Raw genomic sequence first — 25,262 nt, 5'->3', positions numbered from 1 at the left:
GAACGCCCAAAGGAGGCGAAGGTGGACGTGTATCTTGGTGCAAAGCGAGTTCGACTCGACCCCAAGGCCTCGATCGGCAAGGGCGGAGAGGCGGACGTGTTCGACCTCGGCGACGGCCGGGCGCTCAAGGTCTGGAAGACCCCCGATCACCCGGATTACGCGGGGCAGGACGCCGAGCAGCGCGCGGCGCAGGACCGCATCGAGCGCCACCAGGACAAGCTGCGCGCCTTTCCCGGCGCGCTGCCCGGCCAGGTGATCGCGCCCGTCGAGCTCGCGACCGACAAGGCGAGGAAGCGCCTCGTGGGCTACGCCATGCGCCTCGTGCGCGGCGCGGAGCCGCTCCTGCGGTACGGCGAGCCGTCGATGCGCCACGGCGGGCTCTCGTCGGCCGCGGTCTCCGGGGTGCTCGCGGGGCTCCACCGGACCGTCGAGGCGATCCACGGCCGGGGCGTCGTGATCGGCGACTTCAACGATCTCAACGTCCTCGTCGCCGGCGGCGAGGCGTTCGTCATCGACGCCGACAGCTTCCAGTTCGGCCCGTTCCTGTGTCAGGTGTTCACCGAGCGCTTCGTCGATCCGCTGCTCTGCGACCCTTCCCTGCCCCGGCCGATGCTGGGGAGGCCTTATTCGACGGACTCCGACTGGTACGCGTTCGCCGTGATGGCCATGCAGAGCCTGCTCTGCGTGGGGCCCTATGGCGGCGTCTTCCGGCCGCGGTCCGCGTCGGCGCGCGTGCCCGAGTGCGCGAGGCCGCTCCGCCGCATCACCGTGTTCGACCGCGAGGTGCGGTATCCGAAGCCGGCGATCCCCTACCGCGTCCTGCCGGACGACCTCCTGGACGCGCTGTACCGCGTCTTCGTCCAGGACCAGCGCGGCGTGTTCCCGCGCCGGCTGATCGAGGCGCTCGCGTGGACGAGGTGCCCGTCGTGCGGCGTCGAGCACGCGCGCCCTGCCTGCCCGACCTGCGCGGGCGCCGCGCCGGCCGCGGTGAAGGAGTCGACCGTGGTCCACGGCGAGGTGCTCGCGACGCGGATCCTGAGCACGCGCGGGGTGATCCTCGCCGCGTCGGTCGGGCCGGGCGGGCTCTCTTATCTCGTGAACGAGGGCGGGCGTTTCCTGCGGGAGGACGGGTCGCTCGTGATGTCCGGCGCGCCTCACCCCGCGATGCGGTTCGCGGTGCACGGGAGGGCGACGCTGATCGGCCGGGGCGGCGAGCTCGTTGTGCTCTCGCCGGGGGCGGCGCCCGAGCGGATCCAGGTGGATTGCCTCGGGACGAGGCCCATCTTCGACGCGAGCGAGCGCACCCGCTACTGGACGCGCGGCGGCCAGCTCCTGCGCAGCGGCAGGCCGGGCGCCGCCGCGCTGTCGGGCGAGGCGGACGCCGTCCCGATGGGCGATGTCCTCGCCGGGCAAACCGTGTTCTGGGTCGGTCCCCGCTTCGGGCTCGGCTTCTACCGCGCCGGGAACGTCTCGATCGCGTTCGTGTTCGACGCCGAGCGGCCGGGCCTCAAGGACACGGTCAAGCTGCCTTTCCCCGGCGGCAAGCTCACCTCGGCCACGTGCGTGTTCGACGCGGGCCCGGGCGCGGCGTCCCGCACCGGCCGCGGGCGCGCCTGGCTCTTCCTCGCGGCCGAGCAGGCCGGCCGGACCGTGCACCGGTGCATCGTCGTCGGCGAGGACGGCGCGGTCGAGGCGATGGCCGACGGCGAGGGGGAAGGCGGCTCGTGGCTCGGGGCGCTCACCGGCAAGTGCGCGGCGTCGGGGTTCCTGCTCTCGGCGACCGACGGCGGCATCGTCCGCGTCGAGGTCCGAGGGGGAGCGCTGGTGGAGACGCGGCAGTTCCCCGGCACCGAGCCGTTCGTCACGCAGGCTTCCCGGCTGCTCGTCGGGCCCGAGGGCCTGTTCGTCGTCGACGCGCAGTCGATCACCTTGCTTCGCATCGCGTGAATCCATGGTTGAGCTGATCGGCCCGCGCTCGCGGGCCGCCTGAGAGGAGAGAGAGAGATCATGAAAACGACCGAGCTCCCGCTGCCCGCCTTCTACGATCCGAGGAACGCCGAGCGGTGGGGCTACCACCCCGACGAGACGGCGCTCCACGGCGCCGCCGCCGCGTGGCGGAAGGCGCACGGCATGAAGCCGTCGGCCGCGGACGCGCAGAACGTCCACCTCCTGCTCATCGATGTGCAGAAGGACTTCTGCTTCCCGCAGGGCTCGCTGTACGTCGCCGGCAGGAGCGGCACGGGCGCGGTCGACGACAGCCGCCGCATCGCCGAGTTCATCTACAGGAACCTCGCGTCCATCACGAACATGACGGTCACGATGGACACCCATTTTGCTTACCAGATCTTCTTCCCGTCGTTCTGGGTGGATCGCGAGGACCGGCCGCTCAGCGCGTACCGCGAGATCACCACGGCGCAGATCGACGCGGGGGAGGTGCGGCCGAACCCGGCCGTGGCGAAGTGGCTCTGCGGCGGCAACTATCCGTGGCTGATGAAGCAGGTCCGGTACTACTGCGAGGAGCTCGAGAAGGCGGGCAAATACAGGCTCTACCTGTGGCCGCCGCACTGCATCCTCGGGAGCGACGGCCACGCGCTCGCGGGGGTCGTGCACGAGGCGCGGATGTTCCACGCGTTCGCGCGCGGGGTGCAGTCGTGGGTCGAGGTCAAGGGCGGCAACCCGCTCACCGAGAACTACTCGGTGATGCAGCCCGAGGTGCTGACGCGCCACGACGGCCAGCCGCTGGCGCAGCGGAGCACGCTCTTCCTGAAGACGCTGCTCCACGCGGACGCGGTGATCATCGCCGGCCAGGCCTCGAGCCACTGCGTGCGCAGCTCGATCGAGGACATCTTGACCGAGGTCGCGCTGACCGACCGCGCGCTCGCGAAGAAGATCTACGTGATGACCGACTGCATGTCGCCGGTCACCGTGCCCGACGGCAAGGGGGGATTCGTGGCCGACTTCACCGCCGAGGCGGACAAGGCCCTGAGCCGGTTCGCCGCCGCCGGCATGAACCTCGTGAAGAGCACCGACCCGGTCGCGCGCTGGCTCGTCTAGCGCCGCGCGGCCTGGCCGGCCGCCCCGGCTTCGCGCGCTCGAACGCATGACCCTGGAGGATCCGATACCATGAGCAAAGACAACGGGAAGACGATGAATGGCGGTGGCTCGCTCGACATCGAGCAGCTGTTCGAGGCCGCGCGGGACGAGGGAGCGCTCTCGCCCGAGGCGATGCAGGCGCTGCACATCACCGACCTGGGCGCCCAGATCCAGGCCGGCTTCGGCGTGCAGGTGGACGACGTCGCGTCGTCGGAGGTGGTGCTGGTCACGGTGATGCCCGACGACTCGGGATCCATCAAGTTCGCCGGCAACGCCCGGGCGGTGCGCGACGGGCACAATCTCGTTGTGGGCGCCCTCGCCGACTCCAAGCAGCGCGACTCCATCCTGGCGCACAACCGCTACCTGAACGGAGAGGTGCTGTATCCGTATTGCCCGATCGCCCAGGCGTTGAAGATGGATACGAAGAACTACGACCCCATGCTCGGCACGCCGCTCTACGACCAGACGGTGGTGCTCCTCGGAACGGTGATCGCGAAGGCGCAGGAGTTCGCGCTGAGCGGCGTCCCGGCGCGCACGGTCACGCTGATCATCTCGGACGGCGCCGACGCGGGCTCGACGTGGGCCAAGGCCAAGGACGTGTGCGCGCTCGTCCGCGACATGCGCCGGGCCGAGGCCCACATCGTGGCGGCGATCGGCATCGACGACGGGAACACCGACTTCCGCGCCGTCTTCCGCGACATGGGCATCGAGGACCGCTGGATCCTGACGCCGAAGAGCGACGCGGCCGACATCCGCAAGGCGTTCGCGCTGTTCTCCCAGTCGGCGGTGCGCGCCAGCCAGGGCGGCGCGTCGTTCTCCAAGGCGGCCGCCGGCGGCTTCGGAGGATGAGCCGCGTCAGGCCGCCGCCGCCCAGGGCAGCACACCGTGCCGTCGTGGATCAGGCGCTGATAGGTTGCTCGGGAGCAAGGCCGGCCGCCAGGACGGCGCATGGCGAATCTCCCCCTCCCCTTGCTTGCTGTCCGCGGTGACGCCTGGTAGCCGTGCTCGCCCTGCGGCCCTCCGCGCGCCTCCCCTCCTCGCGGCGGCGCCGGAGCGCTCCGGGCTCCGAGGTGGTCTCCGATGACGGTCGTGCGGTGGAAAGCAGTGGAGCGGCGCGTGACCCAGCACTCGCCGTGGCGGCGGATCGAGGATGTCACCTTCGAGCTCCCGGACGGGCAGATCCGCACGTTCTCGCTGAAGAAGGAGGGGCGCGTCGTCTGCGTCCTCGCCCTCTCCCGCGAGAAGCGGGTGATCCTGGCGCGCCAGTACAGGCCGGGGCCCGACAGGATCCTCGACGAGCTCCCCGGCGGCGGCGTCGAGCCGGGCGAGACCCCGGAGGACGCGGCGGCGCGCGAGCTGCTCGAGGAGACAGGGTATGTCGCCGGACGGCTCCTGCCGCTCGGACGCCCGCTGGAGTGCGCCTACTCGACCATCGAACGACACGCGTTCCTCGCCGTGGAGTGCGTGCGTCAGGGGGAGCAGGCGCTCGATGAGACCGAGTTCATCGACGTGATCGAGAAGCCGATCGAGGACTTCGTCGCGCAGCTCAGGGAGGGCGCCTGCACGGACCCGGAGGTCGGGTGGATGGGGCTTTACGAGCTGGGCTGCCTGAGAGCGCACGGCTGATCCGCGCCGCGCGCCCGACCTCGGCGCGCCCGGCTCGCGCCTCGGCGTTGCGAGCGCGTTGCGAGCCCTGCCGAGCGCCGGCTGGGCTATGCTGGAGGCCATGCGCAGGCACGAACACGTCCTCCGCGCCCCCGGCGCAGGCGCGTCGGGTCGCACGCTCCAGGCGCCTTCGACCGGCAGGGCCCGCCCGCACGTCGACGATCGGCTGGCCCCGCCCGAGACGCGGGTGGAGTACCTCGACGGCGCCGAGCTCTTCGCCGCCCCGGCCGATGCGCCGCACGCGACGCAGCATTTCGATCTGACCTACGTCCTCGGCGCCCACGTCGCCACGGGCTACCGGGGCGCCGTCGACATGCTCACCCGGGCCGATTACGGCAGCGATTATGCGCCCGACGCCAGCGTCTTCTCGCAGAAACCCGATCGCGGAGGCCACCGGCGGCTGGAGGAGCTGGCCTTCGAGGTCAGCGATAAGCAAGCCCTCGCCGTTCCGACCAGCAAGGCGCGCCGGCTGATCGATCGGGGCGTGCGGCGGGTGTTCTGCATCCTGGTGAAGCAGCGCCGGGTGCTGGAATGGTCGCGCGAGACCGACGGCTGGCAGCCGCTTGCGAAGGATGCGGTCATCGAGGACCGATGCCTCGTGCTCCCGCTGCCGATCCAGGCGCTGCTCGACGCCACCTCCTCGGACGACGCCGTGGCCCGCGCGCTGCTCGAGAAGCGCGTGCCCGCGCTCGAGGCGGCGCTCGCAGAAGGCGCGGCGCTCGGCGCGGCGCGCGGCGCGGCGCTCGGCGAGGCGCTTGGCGAGGCGCGCGGCGAGGCGCGCGGCGCGGCGCTCGGCGAGGCGCGCGGCGCGGCGCTGGGCGAGGCGCGCGGCGCGCTGCTCGGCGAGATCAGGATGGCGCAGGAGGCCATCGCCACGGTGCTGCAAGCGCGCGGGGTCGTGGTGCCGGCCAAGGTGGCTCGCACGATCGCCGGCTGCGACGATCCGACCCAGCTGCGGCGATGGCTCAAGCGCGCGGCCACCGCGGCCACGGCGGCCGAGGTCGTCGCGGGCTCCCGGCGCAAGCGTTGACGGTCGCCGTCAGTCGCTCCCCCCGCTGCGGCGCACGTGCTTCTTCTCGCTCGTGCGCCGCTTCTCGTCGAGCCGCCTCCTCTTCGACGCCCGCGTCGGCCGCGTCGGCCTCCGCAGCACCGGCACCACGAGCGCGCGAAGGATCAGCGCGCGCAGCTTCTCGCGCGCATCGTCCAGGTTGCGCTGCTGGTCACGCGTGAGCTGGCTTACTATAAGCAGGCGCCCCTCGGCGTCGAGCCGGCCATGCGCCAGCGCGTACAGCCGCGTCTTGGCGCCCTCGTCGAGCTCCGGCCACGCGGCGAAGTCGAACCGCAGCTCGACTTTGGAGGCGACCTTGTTGACGTTCTGACCGCCGGGCCCCGACGCGCGCACGGCGCTCCAGCTGAGGAGCGCGGCCGGGGCGGTCAGCGCATCGTTGATGACGAGGGGGTGGGACACGGCGGCTCGCTCTGCTCTGCGGCGGGCGCGAGCGCCGCGCGGAGCGCCTGACCCCTAGCACGCGGGGGCTCGCGGCGAGAGCGTCAGCCGCCCATGGCCTCCGGGGCGCGCCCGCCCACACGGCCCCGTCCGCGTCGTTCGCCCTGCCTTCCAGCCTCGGCCCTCAGCCCGCGGCCATCGCGGGGGCGGCGGCGCCGTCGCTCCGGACGCGGCGGAGGATGAGCTCCTCCAGCCAGCGCTCGAACGCCTTGCCCTCGCGCTCGTCGGGGTCGTCGCGGATCACCTCGACGCCCTTCTCGGCGCGGCCGCCGCTGCGCTCGATCAGGGTCTCGACGAGCGAGGTCCACGTGTACGTCTGGATCGCCCCGCCGAGGGTCTCCATCACCAGGAGGTCGGCGAGGGTCGAGGCGCGGTTCCACGTCTGCACCTCGAAGCGGACCGCCCCGTCGCCGCCGGGCGTGGGCTCGGCCAGGAATCGCACGGCGCCGGCGAGCGGGTGGCCCTCGAGGGTGGCGAGGGTGATCGTGCGGGCCGAGACCTCCTCGACGCGCACCTGGACGTGCCCGCGCAGCGGCAGGGCCATCGTGAGCGTCGCGCCCGGCTCGAGGCGCGTCGGGCTCTCGGGCTCGGCCCCGACGACGACCGTCTTGCGGGGGGTCAGCTCCGGGAGCTCGTCGCGCACGAGCGCGATGAGCCCCTCGGCGTCGAAGCGCGCCCCGCGGATCTCGGCGCTGTAGATCTTGCGGTGCATCGGGCCGAGCCCCTCGGACGGGAGCTGCTCGGGCAGCGAGTCGCCGAGCTTGGCCAGGCTCTCGTCGAGGGGTGTCGCCTTGACGCCGAGCACGTCGAGGGCGTTCTCGCGCCCCTCGGGGATGACGTTGCCCTCGGTCACCATCGTGATCTGGTCGGCGTTGACGGGCGTCTCGATGCCGAATTTCGCCGCGAGCTTGGCCCCGGTCGACTCGATCCACGCCGGCAGCGGGAGCCGGGCCGGGTGCCGGTCGGTCATGGCCTCGAAGCGGTCGAGCAACCTGTTCATCGAGGTCACCTCCGGGCCCGCCAGGTCGAGCTCGCGCCCTGCGAGGTCGGCGCGCTCGACCGCGACGGCGAGCGCCTCGCCGCAGTCCTCGCACCAGATCGGCTGGAACGGATCGTCGCCCTTCCCGACGAGCGGCACGACCGGCAGCGTGCGCATCATCTTGAGCAGGAGCGAGACCTGGTCGTCGCCCGGGCCGAAGACGTTGCCAGGGCGGACGATGATCCACTCGCGCGAGAACGTGCGGCAGATCTCCTCGCCTTGCTTCTTCGAGCGATGGTAGTCCGACTCGCCGCGATCGGCGCCGAGCGATGAGACATAGACGAGGCGCTGGACGCGCGCCCGCTCGGCCTCGGCGACGAGGTTGCGTGTGCCCTCGACGTTGACGCCCTCGAACGTGACCTCCGGCGGCCGCTCGGCGACGACGGCCGCCAGGTGGATCACCGCGTCGCACCCCTCGGCGGCGCCGTGCACCGACGCGGCGTCGCCGATGTTGCCGTCGAACGCCTCGACATCGCCCTCGAACGATCTGCGATCGTCGCTCGCGTGGCGCGACAGGAGCCGGACGCTGTGCCCTCTCCGCAGGAGTCGCCGCACCACCTCCGGGCCCACCACCCCTGTGCCGCCGGTCACCAGAACCTTCATTCCCCGTTCTCCTTTGCACCCATCGGATGGCCAACGAAAGGCGGCGGCCGTGCCAGGCCCAGCCCGCAGCGCGCCCGGGGCTCTCGGGTCCGGCCGCCGCCCTTGCGCGCGCCGCTCAGGACGCCTTGCGCCGCGCCGACTCCCACCCGCGCCGCACGGTGCCCTTCGCCTCGTCCCACGTGCGCCCGCTCTTGAGATCGGTCCACTCCTCCCTGAGCTTGCTCTCGACCCGATCGTCCCAGTCGCGGTGCTCGCTGTACTGGCCCGCCGCGCCCCAGCCGTAGCGCAGCCCCGGCTCGACCTCGTCCCAGTCGCTGTTCGGCACGTGGCGCGGCGGGATCGCCTGCTTGCCGAGCGCCTGCTTCACCGTGTCGTCGACGTCCTGGTTGAGCTCCTGCCCCTTGTTGTTGGTGAAGTCCGCCTTGGTCTGCTCCCAGTCGCGGCGCAGCGCTTCCTTCACGCGCTCCCAGCCGGACGTCCTCTGCTCATCCCACCACCTCGGATTGCTTGCCTGCGTCATGGATACCTCCTCCGTTGTGCTGAAAAGGACCCGGCGCGAAGGCCGGGCCCGGTGCGTGGGAGGCGGCCGTTACACGAACGGTGCCGCCGCGAGCACGCACCTAGAATCATTTGTAAATACGATGGTTTACAGAGTTCGCCGGGCGGCGACCTGACCATCGCCTCGCCTCCGGAGGAGGCTCGCCCGCGGCAGGCAGCCACGGATGAGACAAGCTGCCTCAGCTCATCCCGGGGGCGCTCCATGCAACGCCCGGCGTCGGGCGCGATGCGCCAGGATCACCCTGCGGGGCGCGCGCCCTCGTCCCATGCCGGCAGCGCGCAGCGGAACGTCGCCCCCTCGCCGGGGCCGCGCTCGGCCCACAGCCGGCCGCCGTGCGCCTCCACGATCGAGCGGCTGATCGCGAGGCCCACGCCGAGCCCGCGGGCCTTCGTCGTGACGAACGGCTCGAAGATCCGCTCGAGATCCTCGGGCGGGACCCCCTCGCCGGAGTCCGCCACCGAGAGCTCGACGCGGCCTGCGCCGCCCACCCGCGTCCGGACCACCACGCGGCGCGCCTCGGGCGGACCGCTGGAGACCGCATCGAACGCGTTGACGAGCAGGTTGCAGAGCACCTGCTGCAGCTCGGCGCCGTCGCCCCGGACGCGCGGCAGGCCCGGCGCGAGCGCTGTCTGCAGGGTCGCGCCCGCGCGGAGGGCGGCGCCGGCCAGGAGCCGGCGCGCCTCGCGGACGAGCTCGTTCAGGTCCAGCGCGGCCGCGCTGAGCTCGCCTTTGCGGAGCCTCGCGCGCATCCGCTGGATGACCTTCGCGGCGCGGCGGTCGTCCGCCACGATGTCGTCGAGCGCGGCGCGCACCTCGGCGACATCGGGCGGGGTCCGCGCGAGCAGCCGCTGCGCCGCCTGCGCGTTGCTCAGGATCGCGGCGAGCGGCTGGTTCAGCTCGTGCGCGATCGAGGTCGCCAGCTCGCTCATCGCCGACACCCGGTTCAGGCACGCGAGCTCCTCCTGCGCCCGCTGCGCCTCGCTCTCGGCGGCCCGGCTCAGCTCGATCTTGCGCTCGAGGCGCCGGATCTCCTCGCGCAGCGCCTCCGTCCGCCGCGCCACCTCGAGCTCCAGCGAGGCCCGGGCGCGCGCGAGCTCCTCGTGCACCTCAGAGAACGCCCTCGTCGCCGCGCGCGCGGCGAGCTGCGCCCGCACGCGGGCCACGAGCTCCTCACGGACGAACGGCCTGGTCACGCAATCGACCGCGCCGAGCTCGATCCCCCGCGCCCGGCCCGCCGTGTCGGCGAGCACGGTCATGAACAGGACCGGGATCTCGTGCGTCGCCGGGTCCTCCTTGAGGCGGCGGCAGATCTCGAAGCCGGAGAGGCCCGGCATCGCAGCGTCGAGCAGGACCAGATCGGGCTCCTCGCACCGGACCTGCTCCAGCGCCGCCTCCCCATCGCCGGCCTCCGTGAGATCGAACGGCTGGCCCGCGAGGGCCGCCGAGAGCAGCGCGCGGCTGCCGGGATCGCCGTCCACCAGCAGGACGAGCGGCGGGCGGGCGCGCGCCAGCCGGGAGCCCGAGGCCAGCGGGTCGGCGCGCGCGTCGATCGCCTCGCCGCCTCGGACACCCTCGGCGACCTGAGCGCGGGATCGAGGCGCTGCCATGACGGGAACTCTGTGGCACGCCCCCCCTGCGGTCCGCCATGGGACCTTGGTCTCAGGGCGCGCCCCTGGCCTCGTCCCAGACCGGCAGGGCGCAGCGGAACGTCGCCCCCTCGCCGGCGCCGCGCTCGGCCCACAGCCGGCCGCCGTGCGCCTCGACGATCGAGCGGCTGATGGCGAGGCCCACGCCGAGCCCCTGGGCCTTCGACGTGAAGAACGGTTCGAAGATCCGCTCGAGGTCCGCCGGTGGGACGCCCTCGCCGGAATCTGCCACCGAGAGCTCGACGCCGCCGCCGTCGGCCGGGCGGGCCCGTACCACCACGAGGCGCGCCTCGGGCGGGCGGCGCGAGACCGCGTCGAGCGCGTTGACGAGGAGGTTGAGGAGCACCTGCTGGAGCTGGATGCCGTCGCCCCGGACGCGCGGCAGCCCCGGCGCGAGCTCGATCCGCAGGGTCGCGCCCGCGAGGAGCGCGGCGCTGGCCAGGAGCCGGGCCACCTCGCGGACGACCTCGCCGAGGTCCAGCGCGACCGCGCTGAGCTCGCCCTTGCGGAGCATCGCGCGCATCCGCTGGATGACCTTCGCGGCGCGGCGGTCGTCCGCCACGATGTCGTCGAGCGCGGCGCGCGCCTCGGCGACGTCCGGCGGGGTCCGCGCGAGCAGCCGCTGCGCCGCCTGCGCGTTGCTCAGGATCGCGGCGAGCGGCTGGTTCAGCTCGTGCGCGATCGAGGCCGCCAGCTCGCTCATCGCCGACACCCGGTTCAGGTGCGCGAGCTCGTCCTGGGCCTTCTGCACCTTGAGCTCGGCGGCCCGGCTCAGCTCGATCTCGCGCGCGAGGCGCTGGTTGGCCGCGCGCAGCTCCTCCGTCCGCCGCGCCACCTCGACCTCCAGCGAGGCGCGGGCGCGCGCGAGCTCGTCGTTCTTCTCGGAGAGCGCCCTCGCGGCGGCGTGGATCGCGAGCTGCGTCCGCACGCGGGCCACGAGCTCCTCGCGGACGAACGGTTTGCTCACGTAATCGACCGCGCCGAGCTCGAGCCCGCGCACGCGGCTCGCCGTGTCGGCGAGCACGGTCATGAACAGGACGGGGACCGCGCGCGTCGCCGGGTCCTCCTTCAGGCGGCGGCAGACCTCGAAGCCGGAGAGGCCCGGCATCACGGCGTCGAGCAGGACGAGGTCGGGCACCTCGCGCCGGACCTGCCGGAGCGCCATCTCCCCGTCGATCGCCACCGCGAGGGTAACGGGCTGGCCCGCGAGGGCCTCCGAGAGCAGCTTGAGGCTGCCGGGATCGTCGTCCACCAGCAAGACGAGCGGGGGGCGGTCCGGCGCCATGGCGGACCAGATGCCAGCGCGCCGACGGGTGCGTCAAGCGCTTCGCTGCCACGACGTCTGCCCGCGGGTTGACGCCCTCACCGGGTTGGGCGTGGAATGCGGTCGCTGCCATGCTCGCGACCTCGCCCACGGTGTGCGTTGTGGACGACGACCCCTCGGTGCTGCGCGCCCTCGAGCGGCTCCTGCGCGCGGCGGGGTACGCGGTGGAGGCGCACGCGTCGCCCGGCGCGTTCCTGGAGCGCGCGCCCTCGGAGCGGCCGGGCTGCGTGGTGGTCGACCTGCGCATGCCCGGCCTGGGCGGGCTCGAGCTGCAGGAGGAGCTCTCGCGCCGGGGGTGCCCCCTGCCGATCGTGTTCCTGACCGGCCACGGCGACGTGTCGAGCTCGGTGCGGGCGATGAAGGCGGGCGCGATCGACTTCCTCACGAAGCCCTGCGACGACGAGGAGCTGCTCGCGGCGGTGGAGCGCGCCATCGCGCGCGACGCAGCGGCGCGCGCCACCCGGGGCGAGCAAGAGGCGCTGCGGACGCGCTTCGAGGCGCTCACCCCGCGCGAGCGCGAGGTGTGCCTGCGGGTCGCGCAGGGGCTCCTGAACAAGCAGATCGCCGACGAGCTCGGCGCGGCGGAGAAGACGATCAAGGTGCACCGCGGCCGGGTGATGGAGAAGCTCGGCGTCGAGTCGGTGGCGGAGCTCGTGCGGCTCGTGGATCGGCTCCAGGGGCCCTGATCCTGGCGCGCGGGGCGCGCGAGCCGCCATGGGACGAAGATCTCATGGTGATGCGTCGCCCCCCCGCGACGGCGAGGCGACACCGCCCATGGGACCTTGGTCTTACGGCATCCTGTCGTCTGCCTGCGACGACCCTCATGGGACCAAGGTCCCATGGCGAGGGCCAAGCTTCCGGGATTAACTCCGGCGGGCTTCGCGGCGGTGCGCGGAGGCATCGACTCTCATCGACTCTCATGCAGGGATCGAGCCCTTGAGCGGACGGCCGCCCGGGACCTGCGCTCAGCCCGGGCCGCGGCGCGCCGCTCCGCGCGACGTCCATCTCCCCAGCTTTCACGGAAGCGCGCTCCGGCGCGCCCAACCATCACAATTCGAATCCAAGGAGACGAATCCATGACAAGCAATATCACGCCGATCATCAACACCGTAGAGGGCCCGGTCCAGGGGGTCGTCGAGAGCGAGATCCTCGTGTTCAAGGGGATCCCCTACGCCAGTCCGCCCGTCGGCGACCTGCGCTGGAAGGAGCCCCAGCCGGTCGAGCCCTGGAAGGAGACCCGGTTCGCCGACACCTTCGGCAAGGCCTGCCTTCAGCCCACCTATCCGTCGATGGATGGCTCGGGCGACGTGGGGCCGCAGAGCGAGGACTGCCTGTACCTGAACGTCTGGACGAGCGGCGTGGAGCCCGGCGCGCGCAAGCCCGTGATGGTGTGGATCCATGGCGGCGCCTTCAAGATCGGCATCGGCAGCGACAAGCTCTACGGAGGGGGGCCGCTGGCCAGGAAGGGCGCGGTGGTGGTGACCCTCAACTACCGCGTGGGCCTCCTCGGGTTCTTCGCCCATCCCGGGCTCGACAGGGAGCTCGGGCCGGCCAACTTCGGCCTGCTCGATCAGATCGCCGCGCTGGAGTGGGTGCAGCGCAATATCGCGGCGTTCGGCGGCGACCCTGGCAACGTCACGATCTTCGGCCAGTCGGCGGGGGCCGAGAGCGTCCTCGCCCTCTTCGCCTCCCCGCTCTCGAGGGACAGGACGCCGGCCCTGTTCCACAAGGGCATCGCGCAGAGCCCCTATGCGATCCCGGAGCAGACCCGGCTCAAGGCGTCCGAGCTCGGCGTCAAGGTGGCGTCGGCGCTGTTCAAGCTCAACGGCGCGCAGGCCACGGCCGAGGAGCTGCGGGCGGTGCCGGCGGAGAAGTTCACCGCGAAGTTCATGCCGACCCCGGAGAACCCGCGGGGCCAGGTGCCCTACCTGGGCCCGAGCCCGGTGCGCGGCGACGTGGTGTTGCCGACGGGGCTCAGGGCCACCTTCGAGGCCGGCGAGCAGGCGCGAAAGCCGCTCATCATCGGCAGCAACAGCGACGAGGCGAGCGTCCTCGCGGCGTTCGGCATGGATCCGGCGGCCGTCATGCAGATGATCATCGACGCGGGCGGGGAGGAAGCCGAGGACGCGCTGGAGACCCTGAAGGGTCTCTACCGCAGCGACCCCGAGGTGACCGAGGAGGACCTCAAGGACCCGAGCCGCTTCGCCGGCCTGGTGCTGCGCGACATGCTGTTCACCGCGCAGACCCGGTGGCTCGCCGACAAGCACTCGAAGGTGGCCGACACGCGGTGGTACTACTTCAGCTATGTGCCCGAGGGGGACCGCGCTGACCAGCCCCACGGCGTCTCGCACGGCGGCGAGATGATCTTCCCGTTCGGGGGCAGGAAGGACAGGTTCACCGCGGCCGATCGGACGATGTCCGAGAAGGTCAGCAGCTACTGGTTCTCCTTCGCGAACACCGGTACGCCGGCGGGCGACACGGCGTGGCCCAAGCACGAGACGGGGGGACTGCTCATGCGGGACAAGACCCTGAAGCTCGGCGAGGAGATCGAGCTCGCGCACGACTTCAGGAAGGTGCGCCTCGACGCGCTCATCGCGCAGTACCCGGTGCTCGAGGCGGCGCTGGCGGCGGGCGGCGGCTCGGGCGGTGGGCCGCGGTAGAGCGGCTCGCCGGCGCGCAGAGACGGGCAACCTGGAAGCAGGCGGAGAACCAGACTTCGCCTATTCAGGAAACCGAAACGTCTCGACCGCGACGCCGTCGTCTCCCGTGATCATGTTGCCCTCCTGGTCCCAGCTGATACCGCCCTTACCCGGCGGTCCCAGCTCGAAGGTGACGCCCTCCACGCTGATCCCGCCCCGTCGGCCACCGCCCCCGCCCTGGCCGACGCCGCCCTTCTTGGCGTCCTCACCTCGGACGTCGATCCATCCTGAGCCGTCGCGACCCCGGCTCGCCCGCGACCACAACGCGTTCTGGTCCCATCGCGACCCAACTCGCCCGCGACCACAACGCGCTCTGGTCCGCGGAGATGTATCCTATGAAAATTGCTTACATTTTAAAGCAAAAGTGAGCCAAATTACAACATGAACTCGATTCACGCCGGATCGGCCAGCGGCTCCTCTTCCGATTCCACCGGCGCCTCCAGCGGCGGCGCGGCGGGCGCAGAGGAGAGAGAAATGAACGTGCCATTCCCCTGCCTCTCTTCTGTGTCCACGGTGTCCTCTGTGGTTCATTCTCGGTCTTCAAGCGGATCGGTGCTCCAAGAGCCAATCGCCGCTCCCGGGTGAGCGCCGGCGCGGGCCGCGGGGCGCCGCGTGGGGCCACGGACCGAGCGGCGCGCGTTGCCCAGGGCGGAGGTGCGCGCGGCACCTCGCCGGCTCTTGCCGCCCGACCGCGCCTTCTACTACCCTCTCGCCCATGGCCAACCCGACCGCGCTCCTCGAGACCTCCCTGGGCAACATCACGATCGAGCTCTACCTCGACAAGATGCCCATCACCGCCGGCAATTTCCTCAAGCTCGCGAAGAGTGGCTTTTACGACGGGCTGCATTTCCACCGCGTCATCAACGGCTTCATGCTCCAGTTCGGCTGTCCGCACAGCCGCGACCCGAAGAGCCCGCGGGCGGGCACGGGCGACGGGCCCGACGGATGCATCCAGGACGAGCACCCGGCCAACGCCAAGCTCTCGAACGAGCCCGGCACGCTCTCCATGGCCAACACGGGCAGCCCCAACAGCGGCTCGTGCCAGTTCTTCATCAACACCGTCCAGAACGCCTACCTCGACTGGTTCACGCCCGGCCCCTCGAAGCACCCCGTGTTCGGCCGCGTGATCGAGGGCATGGACGTCGTGCGCAAGATCGAGACGGCGCGCACCGACGGAGGCGATCGGCCCCAGACCCCGATCCGCATGAATCGCGTCGTCGTGCAGGAAGCCTGATCCGCGCCGCCGCGCTGCCGCGCTGACGTGATGGCGGCGCGCGCCCTGCCCCATCCCCCCGCCATGCTGAGGAATCCCCTCAAATTTTTCGGAAAATTCACAGGGAGGCGGGGAGACGGGGAGTAAAATCTCAGAAAAACTCCCCGCCTCCCCGCCTCCCTGTTCAATTTCCCGCTGTAAACGGGCACAAAATGAGGGGATTCCCCAGCCCGCCATGACCTGGGGTCCGCTGCTGGCCTCTCAGCCGCCTGCCGGGGCGCTCGTCCTGGCGTCGAGGCCGCCCTTCCTGACGATGAAGGCGGCGATCTCCTCGACTCCCTTGTTCTCCTTCAGATTGGTGAAGAGGAACGGCCTCTCTCCCCGCATCTTGCGGGCGTCCCGATCCATCACCTCCAGGCTCGCGCCGACCATGGGCGCGAGGTCGATCTTGTTGATGACGAGCAGATCCGATCGGGTGATGCCCGGGCCGCCCTTGCGCGGGATCTTGTCACCGGCCGACACGTCGATGACGTAGATGGTGAGGTCGGCGAGCTCCGGTGAGAAGGTCGCGGCCAGGTTGTCTCCGCCGGACTCGACGAACACGAGATCGAGCGGAGCGAGGCGCTGCGAGATCTCGCGGACGGCCGCCAGGTTGATGGAGGCGTCCTCGCGGATCGCCGTGTGGGGGCAGCCGCCGGTCTCGACGCCGACGATGCGATCGGCGCTGAGCGCGCCCGAGCGGGTCAGGAACTCCGCGTCTTCCTTCGTGTAGATGTCGTTTGTGACGACGGCGAGGCGCCACTCGTCGCGCATGCGCTTGCAGAGGCGATCGACGAGCGCCGTCTTGCCGGAGCCGACCGGCCCTCCGATACCGACACGGAGGGGACCGTGAGTGCTTGCTGTCATGATCGGAACAACCTCGTGTGCTGGGTTTCGTGTTGCATCGACGAGAGATCGACCCCCGGCGTCGCGGCGCCGATGCGGTCGAGCGGCGTGTCTCCGGCGCGCCGGGCAGCGCCGGCGATGACCGGCTCGAGCGCCGCCACGATGCGCTGGCCGTCCGTCTGGCCGAGCGGGATCAGGCGCATGCCCGCCGAGACAAGGCCCGAGCCGAAGCCGTGCAGGTACGCAAGGAGCGCCGCCTCGAGCGGCACCCCGTGCGCGGCCGCGGCGAGCCCGACGGCGACCGGGAACGGCGCCTCACCGGCGTGGCGCTCGGCGAACGCGTCGAGGCGAGGGTGCGGCCAGGCGGCGCGGGTGATGGTGAGGAACGCGGCCCCCTGCTGGGCGCTCTCCAGGGCGAGCTCGCGGGTGCCCCGGAGCGCCGCCCCGAGCTCGGCCACCTCGTCGAGCTCCCGGTCGTGCTCGGCGCGGAAGGCGGCCGCGAGGAGCGCCGCATCGACCCGGCCGGAGCCCTCGCCGAGGATCGTCGCGACCCAGGCCCGGAGCTGCTCCGCCGTGCCGACCAGACCCGCCTCGACCGCCCACTCCAGCCCGTGGCTGTAGCTGAATCCGCCGACCGGATAGGCCGGCGACATCCAGCTCAGCAGGCGGTAGAGCGCGCCATCGCCCACGGAGCTCACCCGTGTCGGTCCTCATGACCGTGCTCATGGTCGTGGGAATGCCCATGACCGTGCTCATGGTCGTGGGAATGCCCATGCTCGTGGGAATGCCCATGCTCGTGGGAATGCCCATGCTCGTGGGAATGCCCATGCTCGTGGGAATGCCCATGCTCGTGGGAATGCCCATGGCCGTGCGGCGCCTGCCGGTCGTAGGCGCCGCGCTCCGGCGTGAAGGCCGCGCGAAGAGGCGTCGCCTCGGCGCCGAGCCCCCGGACCATGTCGACGATGACATGATCGTGGCGGATGAGGATCCGCGCGCCGTCGAAGGCCGCCGGGATATGACGGTTGCCGATGTGCCAGGCGATGCGGGCCAGGTCCGGCGCCTCGCGGCACGTCACCGCGACGAGCGCCTCGTCCGCCGCGCGCACCCGGATCCAGGCGCCGTCGTCGAGGCGAAGGCCGTCCCCGTCGCCGAGCACGGTCGCCTCCGGTAGGTCGAGCAGAAACTCCCACCCATCCTCGGTCGCGAGCCGGATCCTCCGGCGGTGCCGGTCGTCGTAGGCGAGCGTCACGCACGCCTCGGCGGCGGCTTCAGGCGTGCTCCCGTGGGGGATAACCTCGATGGCGCGTCGCATGTCAGAACAGGAAGTAGCGCTGGGCCATGGGGAGCACCTCCGCCGGCTCGCAGGTGAGCAGCTCGCCGTCGGCCTTCACCGTGTAATGCTCCGGATCGACCTCGATGCGCGGCGTGGCGCTGTTGTGGATCATGCTCGCCTTCGAGATCCCCGACCGGGTGTTCTCCACCGCGAGCAGCGGGCGCGACAGCCCGGCGCTCGCCGCGACCCCGCGCGAGAGCGACGCCTGGCTCACGAACAGCACCGAGCTCTCGATCGCGTTCCGGCCATAGGCCCCGAACATCGGCCGGTAGTGCACGGGCTGCGGCGTCGGGATGGCGGCGTTGGGATCGCCCATCGCCGCCATGACGATCGAGCCGCCCTTGAGCACCATGTCCGGCTTGACCCCGAAGAAGGCCGGCGACCAGACCACGAGATCGGCGAGCTTGCCGACCTCGACCGAGCCGATATGCCGGCTGACCCCCTGGGCGATGGCCGGGTTGATTGTGTACTTGGCGACATAGCGCTTGGCGCGGAAGTTATCATTGTCCTGCTTCTCCTCGGGCAGCTTGCCGCGCTGGCGCTTCATCTTGTCGGCGGTCTGCCAGGTCCGCAGGACGACCTCGCCGACGCGCCCCATCGCCTGGCTGTCGCTCGCCATGATCGAGATGGCCCCGAGGTCGTGCAGGATGTCCTCGGCGGCGATCGTCTCCTTCCGGATACGGCTCTCGGCGAACTTCACGTCCTCCGGGATCTCCTTCTTGAGGTGATGGCAGACCATGAGCATGTCGAGGTGCTCGACGACCGTGTTCCGGGTATACGGCCGGGTCGGGTTCGTGGACGCCGGGAGCACGTTGGGCGCCCCGACCAGCGCGATGACATCGGGCGCATGGCCGCCCCCGGCCCCCTCGGTGTGGAACGAGTGGATCGTCCGCCCCTTGAAGGCCCGGATCGTATCCTGCACGAAGCCGCCCTCGTTCAGCGTGTCGGAGTGGAGCGCCACCTGGACGTCATAGTCGTCGGCAACAGCGAGGCAGTTGTCGATCGCCGCCGGCGTGGTGCCCCAGTCTTCATGGAGCTTCAGCCCGCAGGCGCCAGCCTCGATCTGCTCGATGAGGCCGGCGGGACGGCTCGTGTTCCCCTTGCCGAACAGGCCGATGTTGACCGGCAGCGCCTCGGCGGCCTGGAGCATGCGCCGGAGGTGGAAGGGGCCGGGCGTGCAGGTCGTCGCGGTCGTGCCGGCCGCCGGCCCGGTGCCTCCGCCGATCAGCGTCGTCAGGCCCGAGCAGAGCGCCTCCTCGACGAGCTGAGGGCAGATGAAATGGATGTGCGTGTCGATGCCGCCGGCGGTGACGATCTTCCCGGCGCCCGCGATGATCTCGGTGCCGGGGCCGATGACGATCGTCACGCCGTCCTGCACGTCGGGGTTGCCGGCCTTGCCGATGGCGGCGATCCGGCCGTCCTTGAGGCCGATGTCCGCCTTGACGATGCCCCAGTGGTCGAGGATGAGCGCGCCCACGATCACCGTGTCGACGGCGCCCTCGGCCTGCGTCCGCTGGGACTGGCCCATGCCGTCGCGGATGACCTTGCCGCCGCCGAACGTGACCTCCTCGCCATAGCCGTGGAGCGCGGTGAGGTCCTGCTCGACCTCGATGAAGAGATCGGTGTCGGCGAGCCGCACCTTCTGGCCCACGGTCGGGCCGTACAGGCTCGCGTAGCTGGAATGAGAGATCGGATGAGCCATCGCCTGAGCCTCCTAGAGCGAGCCGTTGACCTTCCCCTGGAAACCCACGACGACGCGGTCGCCGCCGTAGGGCACCAGGGACACTTCCTCTTTCTGGCCCGGCTCGAAGCGCTTCGCGGTGCCGGCCGGGATGTCGAGCCGCATGCCGCGGGTCTTCTCGCGGTCGAAGACGAGCGCCTCGTTCGTCTCGTAGAAATGGTAATGGCTGCCGACCTGGATCGGCCGATCGCCGGTGTTCTCGACGCTGAGCGTGACGACGGGCCGGCCCAGGTTGACCTGGATGTCGAGCTGCGCCGCCGGGCTGATGATCTCTCCGGGAATCATGACACCTCCTCCTCGCCTCTACGGCTTGCCCTGGGGCTCCGACTGGATCCCGAGCCGCGGGCCGATCGGGTGGTGGACCGTGACGAGCTTCGTGCCGTCGGGGAACGTCGCCTCGACCTGGACATCGTGGATCATCTCGGCGACGCCCTCCATCACCTGATCCAGGAAGATCACGCGCGCGCCTCGGCACATCAGATCTTCCACCGAATGGCCGTCGCGGGCGCCCTCCAGCACGAAGTCGGAGATGAGCGCGATCGCCTCGGGGTAGTTGAGCTTGACGCCGCGCTCCAGCCGCCGACGCGCGACCATCGCGGCCATGGAGATCAGCAGTTTGTCCTTCTCTCGGGGGGTGAGATTCATCGACTCCTCCTCAGATCGACCAGAAGCGCGGCATGCGCGCCGGATGGCCCGAGCGCGCCGCCCTGAGCCACGAGACCAGATCGGTGAGATCGCGCCGCACGTGCGCCGGCTCCTCGCCGAGCGCCCGGGCCACGAGCACCCCGCCGACGAGCGTGGCGCCCGCGCGGGACGACCCGCGCGAGAGCCGCGCGCGGGCCTCGTCGACCCACGCCGCCGCGTCGTCGGCGACGAGCAGCGCGAGCCCCGCCGCCGTGGCGCCCCCGAAGCCCGCGGGGGCCGCGATCTGTGCGGCGATGTCGCCGGAGAGGGAGAGCGCGTCCGCCCAGAGGAGCCGCCCTCCGCGCCGGACGCGCCAGACGTCGTGCAGCGCGCCGGCCGTGAAGCGCTCGCCCCGGGCCAGCCGGCCGAAGACCAGGAGATCGAGCGCCAGCAGGCTCCCGCCGGGCGCGACGTCGAGCTCGACGCGCCGCTCGAGGCGGGCGCTGTCGAACAGGATCGTCTCCCGGGGCAGCCACTCGAGCGCGGCGCCCTCGCCGACGCGGAGATCGAGCGAGAGGCAGCTGGGGGCGCCGAGCGAAGGATAGATCTTCTCGGCGGCCTGGCTCGTCACGGTGGCCGTGGCGCCGCGGCGCGCCTCGACGGAGACCTGGAGGACATCGCCTCCGGCCATCCCGCCGGAGGTCGTGATGAACACCCCGAGCAGCGGCTCGTCCGGCTCTTGCCGCGGGAAGAGCATGCGGCACGGGGCGCGGTGCGCGAGGTGCACGGGCCTCGTGCGATCGTGCCGCTCGAAGCGGACCTCGAGAAACCCGTTGTCCCGCTGCAGCCCCAGGCGGTGCTCGGGGTGGTCCTTCGGGTCAGCCAATGAGAGCCCCTGTCGATCGTGCAAAGTGCTCCGCCTCGCCGCCGTTCGCTGCTCGTCGATCCGTCCTCGGGCTTGTACTCCGGTGCACGCAGCGCTGTCCATAGGACTTTGGCCCCACGCCGGCCGCCTCTCCCGGCGAGCGGACGCGCCTGCACCAGACGCGTCCGAGCGCCGCTCTCAGGGCGGACGATCTCCAGCGGTGGGGTTCACAAGCTCGCTCCTGGCTCCGTGATGGGAAAGGACCTGAGCCACAGAGGCACAGAGTTCGTGCTCTCTCCTCTGTGTCCTCTGGGGTTCATTCTCTCATCAAACCAGGGACGAACCTGGGCGACGCCTGGTCGGGACAGATCGGCCGCCGCGATCTCGTCTAGAATGCGGCCGACATGCTCGGTCGATTCTCCTTCCCCGGCGGGCGTCTGCGCGTCGCCATCGCGCTCGGGCTCGCCGTGACCCTCGCGCCCGCGCCTGCCGCGGGCGACGCGCCCGCCCCCACGGGCGACACGCCCGCAGCAGGCGACCTCCGGGCGCGCGGCGCGCCGTCGATGCGCGTCTTCGACGCGGAGGACGGCATCCCCCAGATCACCATCAACGCCATCGCCTTCGAGCCCGGCGGCCGCCTGTGGATCGGCACCCAGGGCGGCGCGGCGTCGTATGACGGGCGTCGCTTCACGCCCCTCCCCCTGCCGACCGCCGGAGGATCGAGCTGGGTGCAGGCGGTCGCCGTGGGGCAGGACGGCGCCGCCTGGTTCGGGATGATGACCGGCCAGGTCATCCGCTACGCAGACGGGCGCTTCACGCGCTTCGGGGCCGCCGAGGGGCTCGCGGCCGAGAAGCCGGTCCGGGCGCTCCTCGAGGCGCCCGCGGGCCAGGGGCGCGCGGTCTTTGCCTCGACCACGGACGGCCTCTACCGGCTCGACGGCGAGCGGTGGACGCGCGTGGACCTGGGGCCCGGCTTCGAGCACCCGGACGTGCGCTCGCTGCACGCAACGACGCTCCCCGGCGGGGAGCCGGCGCTCTGGATCGGCACCGGTGAGGGCCTCTTCCGCTGCGACGCCAGGGGCTGCGCCCGCTTCGCGACGACCGCCGACGGGCTGCCTAGCAACGTGGTCATGAGCTTGCTCGAGACCCCCGGGGAAGCCGGGGGCCGCGTGCTCTGGGCAGGCACGCGGGGGGGCATCGCCCGGCTCGCGGAGGGGCGGTGGGAGAGCTTCGCCCCGGCGACCGTGCCGGTGCTGGCGCAGCCCGTGCGGGCGCTCGCCGAGACGGTGAGCGGCACGGGCGCGCGGACGCTCTGGGCCGGCACCTACGGCGGCGGTCTCGCGCGGCTGCAGGGCGGGACCTGGACGGCGCTGACCAAGGAGAGCTCCACGCTGCCGGACGACCACGTGATGGCGCTCGCGGCGACCGGCGAGGCGCACGGCGGCCGCACGCTCTGGATCGGCACCAACACCGGCGGCCTCGCGCGCCTGCGGCACGACGGGTGGGTGGGGTTCACGCAGCGGAACGCGGGCCTGTCCGGCACCATCAGCTCCATCGCCGAGGTGCGCGCGCCGGGAGCCGAGGGCGGCCCGCCCGAGCTCTGGGTGGCCGTGAACGACACGGTGGTGCGGTCCTCGGGGCAAGGCTTCGCGCCGATCGACGCCCCCGGGCTCGCCGGCAAGCTCGGCGATCTGGTGACCTTCCTCCTGCCGTCGACGCGCGAGCCCGGGGTGGTCTGGCTCGGCGTCGCCGGGGTCCATCGCTGGGCAGGCGGGCAGCTCACCACGTACACGAAGCAGAGCTCCCCTCTCCCCGGCGTCGGCGTCCAGGCGCTGTCGGAGTCCCTGGACGGGCGCTCGCTCTGGATCGCGACGGACACCGGGGCCGCGCGCCTGGACGCGGACGGCGTGTGGCAGGTCTTCACGAAGGCACAGGTGCCCCTCGCGGACGATCACGTGACCGGCGTCCTCGAGACCACGGCCCCGGGCGGGAAGATCTCCACCTGGTTCGGCACCATGAGGGGGCTATCGCGGCTCACGGACGGGCAGTGGCGGAGCTACACGGCCGCGGACGCGCCGCTCGCCTCGGACGCGGTCGCCGCGCTCACCGAGATCCGGGACGCGCGCGGCGCGCGGGTGCTCTGGATCGGCACCCAGGGCGGGATCTCGCGCTACGACCTCGACGCGGAGGCGTGGCTCGAGCCGCTGAACGAGCGGACCCGGCCGGCGCTGCCGGACAGCATCGTCTACGGCGTGCGCGCGGACGCGCAGGGCCGGATCTACGCCTTCACCGACCGCGGCGTCACCCGCTTCACCCCGCGCGCCCCGACGCCCGACGACCCCGCCGAGCTCGCCGCCTACACCTTCACCACCGACGACGGGCTGCCGAGCAACGAGTGCAACCAGAACGGCTCGTTCATCGACAGCCGGGGCCGCGTCTGGGCGGGCACGACCGGCGGGGTGGCGGTGCTCGATCCGGCCGAGGAGGTCCCGGACCTCGCGCCCAAGCCGCTCGCGCTCGACGCGCGCGCGGCGGGCGGCGCGCTCGCCCTCTCGCCGGGCGCGTCGCTCGCCTGGGACGAGAACACCGTCTCGTTCGAGTACGCGCTCCTGAGCCTCTTCCACGAGCGCAGCACGCGCTACCGCAGCCAGCTCGTCGGCTTCGACGCATCGCCGGGCGCGTGGAGCGCGGACTCGAGCGCGCGCTACACGAACCTCGCGCCCGGCCCGTACACCTTCCAGGTCTGGGGCCGCGACCACGCCGGCAACGTCGCCGGCCCGGCGACGGTCGCCTTCCGCGTCCGGCCCGCGCCGTGGCGCACCGCCTGGGCTTACCTCGGCTACGCGGCGGCGCTGTCCGGGCTCGCCTACGGCGGCGTGCGCCTGCGGCTCCGGGCGCTCCGGAGGCGCACGCGCGAGCTCGAGCTCCTCGTGGAGCAGCGCACCGCCGAGCTCCAGGCCGCCAAGGACGCCGCGGACGCCGCGAGCCAGGCGAAGACCACCTTCCTCGCGAGCGTCAGCCACGAGCTGCGCACGCCGCTCAACGGCATCCTCGGGTACGCGCAGCTCCTCCAGCGCTCCGGGCGGCTCGCCCCGGAGGATCGGCAAAGCGCCAACGTGGTGCGCCGGTCGGGCGAGCACCTGCTCGCGCTCATCGACGATGTCCTCGATCTCGCCCGCATCGAGGCCGGCCGGCTGGATCTCGCGCCGGGCGATGTCCACCTGCCGTCGCTCGCGCGGACGGTCGCGGAGGTGTGCAAGGTGCGGGCGGCGCAGAGGGGGCTCGGGTTCGAGCTCGAGGTGGCGGAGGGCACGCCGGCGTGGGTCCGGGTCGACGAGAAGCGGCTCACGCAGGTGCTCCTCAACCTGCTCGGCAATGCCATCAAGTTCACCCGCGCCGGGCGGGTGACCTTCCGGGTCGCGCCGCGCGACGGGCGCGCGCGCGGCGGCGTCCTCTTCCGCGTCGAGGACACCGGCCCCGGCATCGCGCCGGCGGATCTCGCGCGCATCTTCGAGCCGTTCGAGCAGGCCGGCGAGCGGCGCGCGCACGGCGAGGGCGCGGGCCTGGGGCTCGCGATCACGCGCCGCATCGTCGACCGGATGGGCGGCCGCGTCGACGTGGAGAGCGCGCCCGGCGAGGGCAGCACCTTCACCGTGGCGCTCGATCTCCCGGTGCTCGCCGGCGAATCGCCGTCCGGCGAGCGGCGCGGGGGCGAGGCGATCGCGGGCTACGAGGGCGCGCGCCGGGCGATCCTCGTCGTCGACGACCACGAGGACAACCGTGCCTTCCTGCGGGACGCGCTCGCCCCGCTCGGCTTCGAGGTCGTCGAGGCCGCAGGCGGGGAGGCGGCCGTCGCGCTCGCGGCCGGGCGCAGGCCGGACCTCGTGCTGATGGATCTCCGCATGCCCGACCTCGGCGGCGACGAGGCCGCGCGCCGCATCCGCCGGCTCCCCGGGCTTTCGGGCGTGCCCATCCTGGCCACGTCGGCCAGCGTCGAGGCGCCCGAGCGCGCGCGCAGCGCTGCCGCCGGCTGCGACGGCTTCCTCCCGAAGCCGATCGAGCTCGGCGCCTTGCTCGAGCACCTGGAGCGCCGCCTCGCGCTCACCTGGGTCCGCGCGGCGCCCGAGGGCGCGCGCAGCGTGGACGACGGCGACGGCGCGCCGCCGCGTGCACCGGTGGTGCCGCCGTCCCCGGAGGAGCTCGCGCGGCTCGCCGAGCTCGTCGAGCGGGGTCGCCTCCAGGATCTCGTGCAGCGGCTCGCCGCGCTCGAAGCGGAGGACCCGCGGCTCGCGCCGTGGCTCCGGGAGGTGCGCGGGCTGGCCGAGGAGTTCCGGCTCCACGAGCTCGGCGCGCGGCTGGCCGCGCCCGGCGAGCAGCCGGCATCCGGGTGAGGGCAGCGCCGAGGCGAGCGCGAGGTCCCCGGCCGTCAACGAGCCGCGGGGCATCGCTCGTCGGCGAGGAGCTCT

Annotated in this window: 22 protein-coding genes; 9 read left to right on the top strand and 13 right to left on the bottom strand. The window is 72.2% G+C overall.

Annotated features, from left to right (window positions below; genetic code table 11):
• The first annotated feature begins 21 nt into the window (after positions 1 to 21).
• The 5 genes from WMF36_RS11630 (at position 22) to WMF36_RS11610 (ending at position 5,788) form a co-directional block, all read left to right on the top strand.
• Positions 22 to 1,947, top strand: coding sequence for a hypothetical protein (locus WMF36_RS11630; protein WP_437579668.1), 1,926 nt, complete (start codon positions 22 to 24; stop codon positions 1,945 to 1,947).
• Between the two features lie 60 nt (positions 1,948 to 2,007).
• The gene (locus tag WMF36_RS11625; protein WP_437579667.1) at positions 2,008 to 3,054 is read left to right on the top strand and encodes a nicotinamidase; all 1,047 of its coding nucleotides are present in this window, start codon (positions 2,008 to 2,010) and stop codon (positions 3,052 to 3,054) included.
• A 69-nt stretch (positions 3,055 to 3,123) separates the two neighbouring features.
• On the top strand, positions 3,124 to 3,942 hold the full coding sequence (locus WMF36_RS11620; RefSeq protein WP_437489857.1) for a hypothetical protein: 819 nt from the start codon (positions 3,124 to 3,126) through the stop codon (positions 3,940 to 3,942).
• A gap of 267 nt (positions 3,943 to 4,209) precedes the next feature.
• A complete protein-coding gene (locus WMF36_RS11615) occupies positions 4,210 to 4,719 on the top strand; it encodes an NUDIX hydrolase (protein ID WP_437579666.1) in 510 nt (169 codons plus the stop codon).
• A 100-nt stretch (positions 4,720 to 4,819) separates the two neighbouring features.
• Positions 4,820 to 5,788: a Uma2 family endonuclease gene (locus WMF36_RS11610; RefSeq protein WP_437579665.1), complete on the top strand. Its 969-nt coding sequence runs from the start codon at positions 4,820 to 4,822 to the stop codon at positions 5,786 to 5,788.
• 9 nt (positions 5,789 to 5,797) lie between these two features.
• On the opposite strand, the gene arfB is transcribed toward WMF36_RS11610, so the two are convergent.
• The 5 genes from arfB to WMF36_RS11585 form a co-directional block, all read right to left on the bottom strand.
• Positions 5,798 to 6,226 carry an alternative ribosome rescue aminoacyl-tRNA hydrolase ArfB gene (gene arfB / locus WMF36_RS11605; RefSeq protein ID WP_437579664.1) on the bottom strand — a complete coding sequence of 143 codons (429 nt, stop codon included), beginning with the start codon at positions 6,224 to 6,226 and terminating at the stop codon, positions 5,798 to 5,800.
• A 163-nt stretch (positions 6,227 to 6,389) separates the two neighbouring features.
• The gene (locus WMF36_RS11600; protein WP_437579663.1) at positions 6,390 to 7,907 is read right to left on the bottom strand and encodes a DUF1990 family protein; all 1,518 of its coding nucleotides are present in this window, start codon (positions 7,905 to 7,907) and stop codon (positions 6,390 to 6,392) included.
• Positions 7,908 to 8,022: 115 nt separating this feature from the next.
• A complete protein-coding gene (locus WMF36_RS11595; protein ID WP_437579662.1) occupies positions 8,023 to 8,427 on the bottom strand; it encodes a hypothetical protein in 405 nt (134 codons plus the stop codon).
• A gap of 275 nt (positions 8,428 to 8,702) precedes the next feature.
• On the bottom strand, positions 8,703 to 10,073 hold the full coding sequence (locus WMF36_RS11590) for a hybrid sensor histidine kinase/response regulator (protein WP_437579661.1): 1,371 nt from the start codon (positions 10,071 to 10,073) through the stop codon (positions 8,703 to 8,705).
• Between the two features lie 52 nt (positions 10,074 to 10,125).
• Entirely contained in the window at positions 10,126 to 11,397 is a 1,272-nt protein-coding gene (locus WMF36_RS11585) for a hybrid sensor histidine kinase/response regulator (RefSeq protein WP_437579660.1), read from the bottom strand.
• 110 nt (positions 11,398 to 11,507) lie between these two features.
• Between WMF36_RS11585 and WMF36_RS11580 the strand changes: the two genes are divergently transcribed.
• The gene (locus WMF36_RS11580) at positions 11,508 to 12,122 is read left to right on the top strand and encodes a response regulator transcription factor (protein WP_437579659.1); all 615 of its coding nucleotides are present in this window, start codon (positions 11,508 to 11,510) and stop codon (positions 12,120 to 12,122) included.
• A gap of 390 nt (positions 12,123 to 12,512) precedes the next feature.
• Positions 12,513 to 14,096, top strand: coding sequence for a carboxylesterase/lipase family protein (locus WMF36_RS11575; RefSeq protein ID WP_437579658.1), 1,584 nt, complete (start codon positions 12,513 to 12,515; stop codon positions 14,094 to 14,096).
• A gap of 60 nt (positions 14,097 to 14,156) precedes the next feature.
• Here the strand turns inward: WMF36_RS11575 and WMF36_RS11570 are convergent, their stop codons facing one another.
• Positions 14,157 to 14,399 (bottom strand): hypothetical protein, encoded by a 243-nt coding sequence (locus WMF36_RS11570; protein ID WP_437579657.1) that lies wholly within the window; start codon positions 14,397 to 14,399, stop codon positions 14,157 to 14,159.
• A 451-nt stretch (positions 14,400 to 14,850) separates the two neighbouring features.
• On the opposite strand from WMF36_RS11570, the gene WMF36_RS11565 reads away from it, so the two are divergent.
• Complete coding sequence (locus WMF36_RS11565; RefSeq protein ID WP_437489835.1) at positions 14,851 to 15,369, top strand: peptidylprolyl isomerase; 519 nt, start codon at positions 14,851 to 14,853, stop codon at positions 15,367 to 15,369.
• 240 nt (positions 15,370 to 15,609) lie between these two features.
• Here the strand turns inward: WMF36_RS11565 and ureG are convergent, their stop codons facing one another.
• The 7 genes from ureG to WMF36_RS11530 are packed head-to-tail and all read right to left on the bottom strand — an operon-like array spanning position 15,610 to position 20,817.
• Positions 15,610 to 16,254, bottom strand: coding sequence for an urease accessory protein UreG (ureG, locus tag WMF36_RS11560; RefSeq protein ID WP_437579656.1), 645 nt, complete (start codon positions 16,252 to 16,254; stop codon positions 15,610 to 15,612).
• Entirely contained in the window at positions 16,251 to 16,931 is a 681-nt protein-coding gene (locus WMF36_RS11555; RefSeq protein ID WP_437579655.1) for an urease accessory protein UreF, read from the bottom strand. The genes ureG and WMF36_RS11555 overlap by 4 nt, the downstream gene beginning before the upstream one ends.
• Positions 16,928 to 17,545, bottom strand: a complete 618-nt coding sequence (locus WMF36_RS11550) for an urease accessory protein UreE (RefSeq protein WP_437579654.1) — start codon at positions 17,543 to 17,545, stop codon at positions 16,928 to 16,930. Before WMF36_RS11550 ends, WMF36_RS11555 begins: the two co-directional genes overlap by 4 nt.
• A gap of 1 nt (position 17,546) precedes the next feature.
• Entirely contained in the window at positions 17,547 to 19,268 is a 1,722-nt protein-coding gene (gene ureC / locus WMF36_RS11545) for an urease subunit alpha (protein WP_437579653.1), read from the bottom strand.
• Positions 19,269 to 19,280: 12 nt separating this feature from the next.
• A complete protein-coding gene (locus WMF36_RS11540) occupies positions 19,281 to 19,592 on the bottom strand; it encodes an urease subunit beta (protein WP_437579652.1) in 312 nt (103 codons plus the stop codon).
• Between the two features lie 18 nt (positions 19,593 to 19,610).
• Positions 19,611 to 19,952 carry an urease subunit gamma gene (locus WMF36_RS11535; RefSeq protein ID WP_437579651.1) on the bottom strand — a complete coding sequence of 114 codons (342 nt, stop codon included), beginning with the start codon at positions 19,950 to 19,952 and terminating at the stop codon, positions 19,611 to 19,613.
• A 10-nt stretch (positions 19,953 to 19,962) separates the two neighbouring features.
• Positions 19,963 to 20,817 (bottom strand): urease accessory protein UreD, encoded by an 855-nt coding sequence (locus WMF36_RS11530; RefSeq protein WP_437579650.1) that lies wholly within the window; start codon positions 20,815 to 20,817, stop codon positions 19,963 to 19,965.
• 383 nt (positions 20,818 to 21,200) lie between these two features.
• Here WMF36_RS11530 and WMF36_RS11525 point away from each other — a divergent pair, with 383 nt between their 5' ends.
• Positions 21,201 to 25,187 (top strand): hybrid sensor histidine kinase/response regulator, encoded by a 3,987-nt coding sequence (locus tag WMF36_RS11525; RefSeq protein WP_437579649.1) that lies wholly within the window; start codon positions 21,201 to 21,203, stop codon positions 25,185 to 25,187.
• Positions 25,188 to 25,262 lie beyond the last annotated feature (75 nt).

The organism is Sorangium sp. So ce887 (assembly GCF_051521455.1).
Taxonomy (GTDB): domain Bacteria; phylum Myxococcota_A; class Polyangia; order Polyangiales; family Polyangiaceae; genus Sorangium.
The sequence above is the reverse complement of the archived record's forward strand: the minus strand, read 5'-3'. Positions and strand labels throughout refer to the sequence as shown.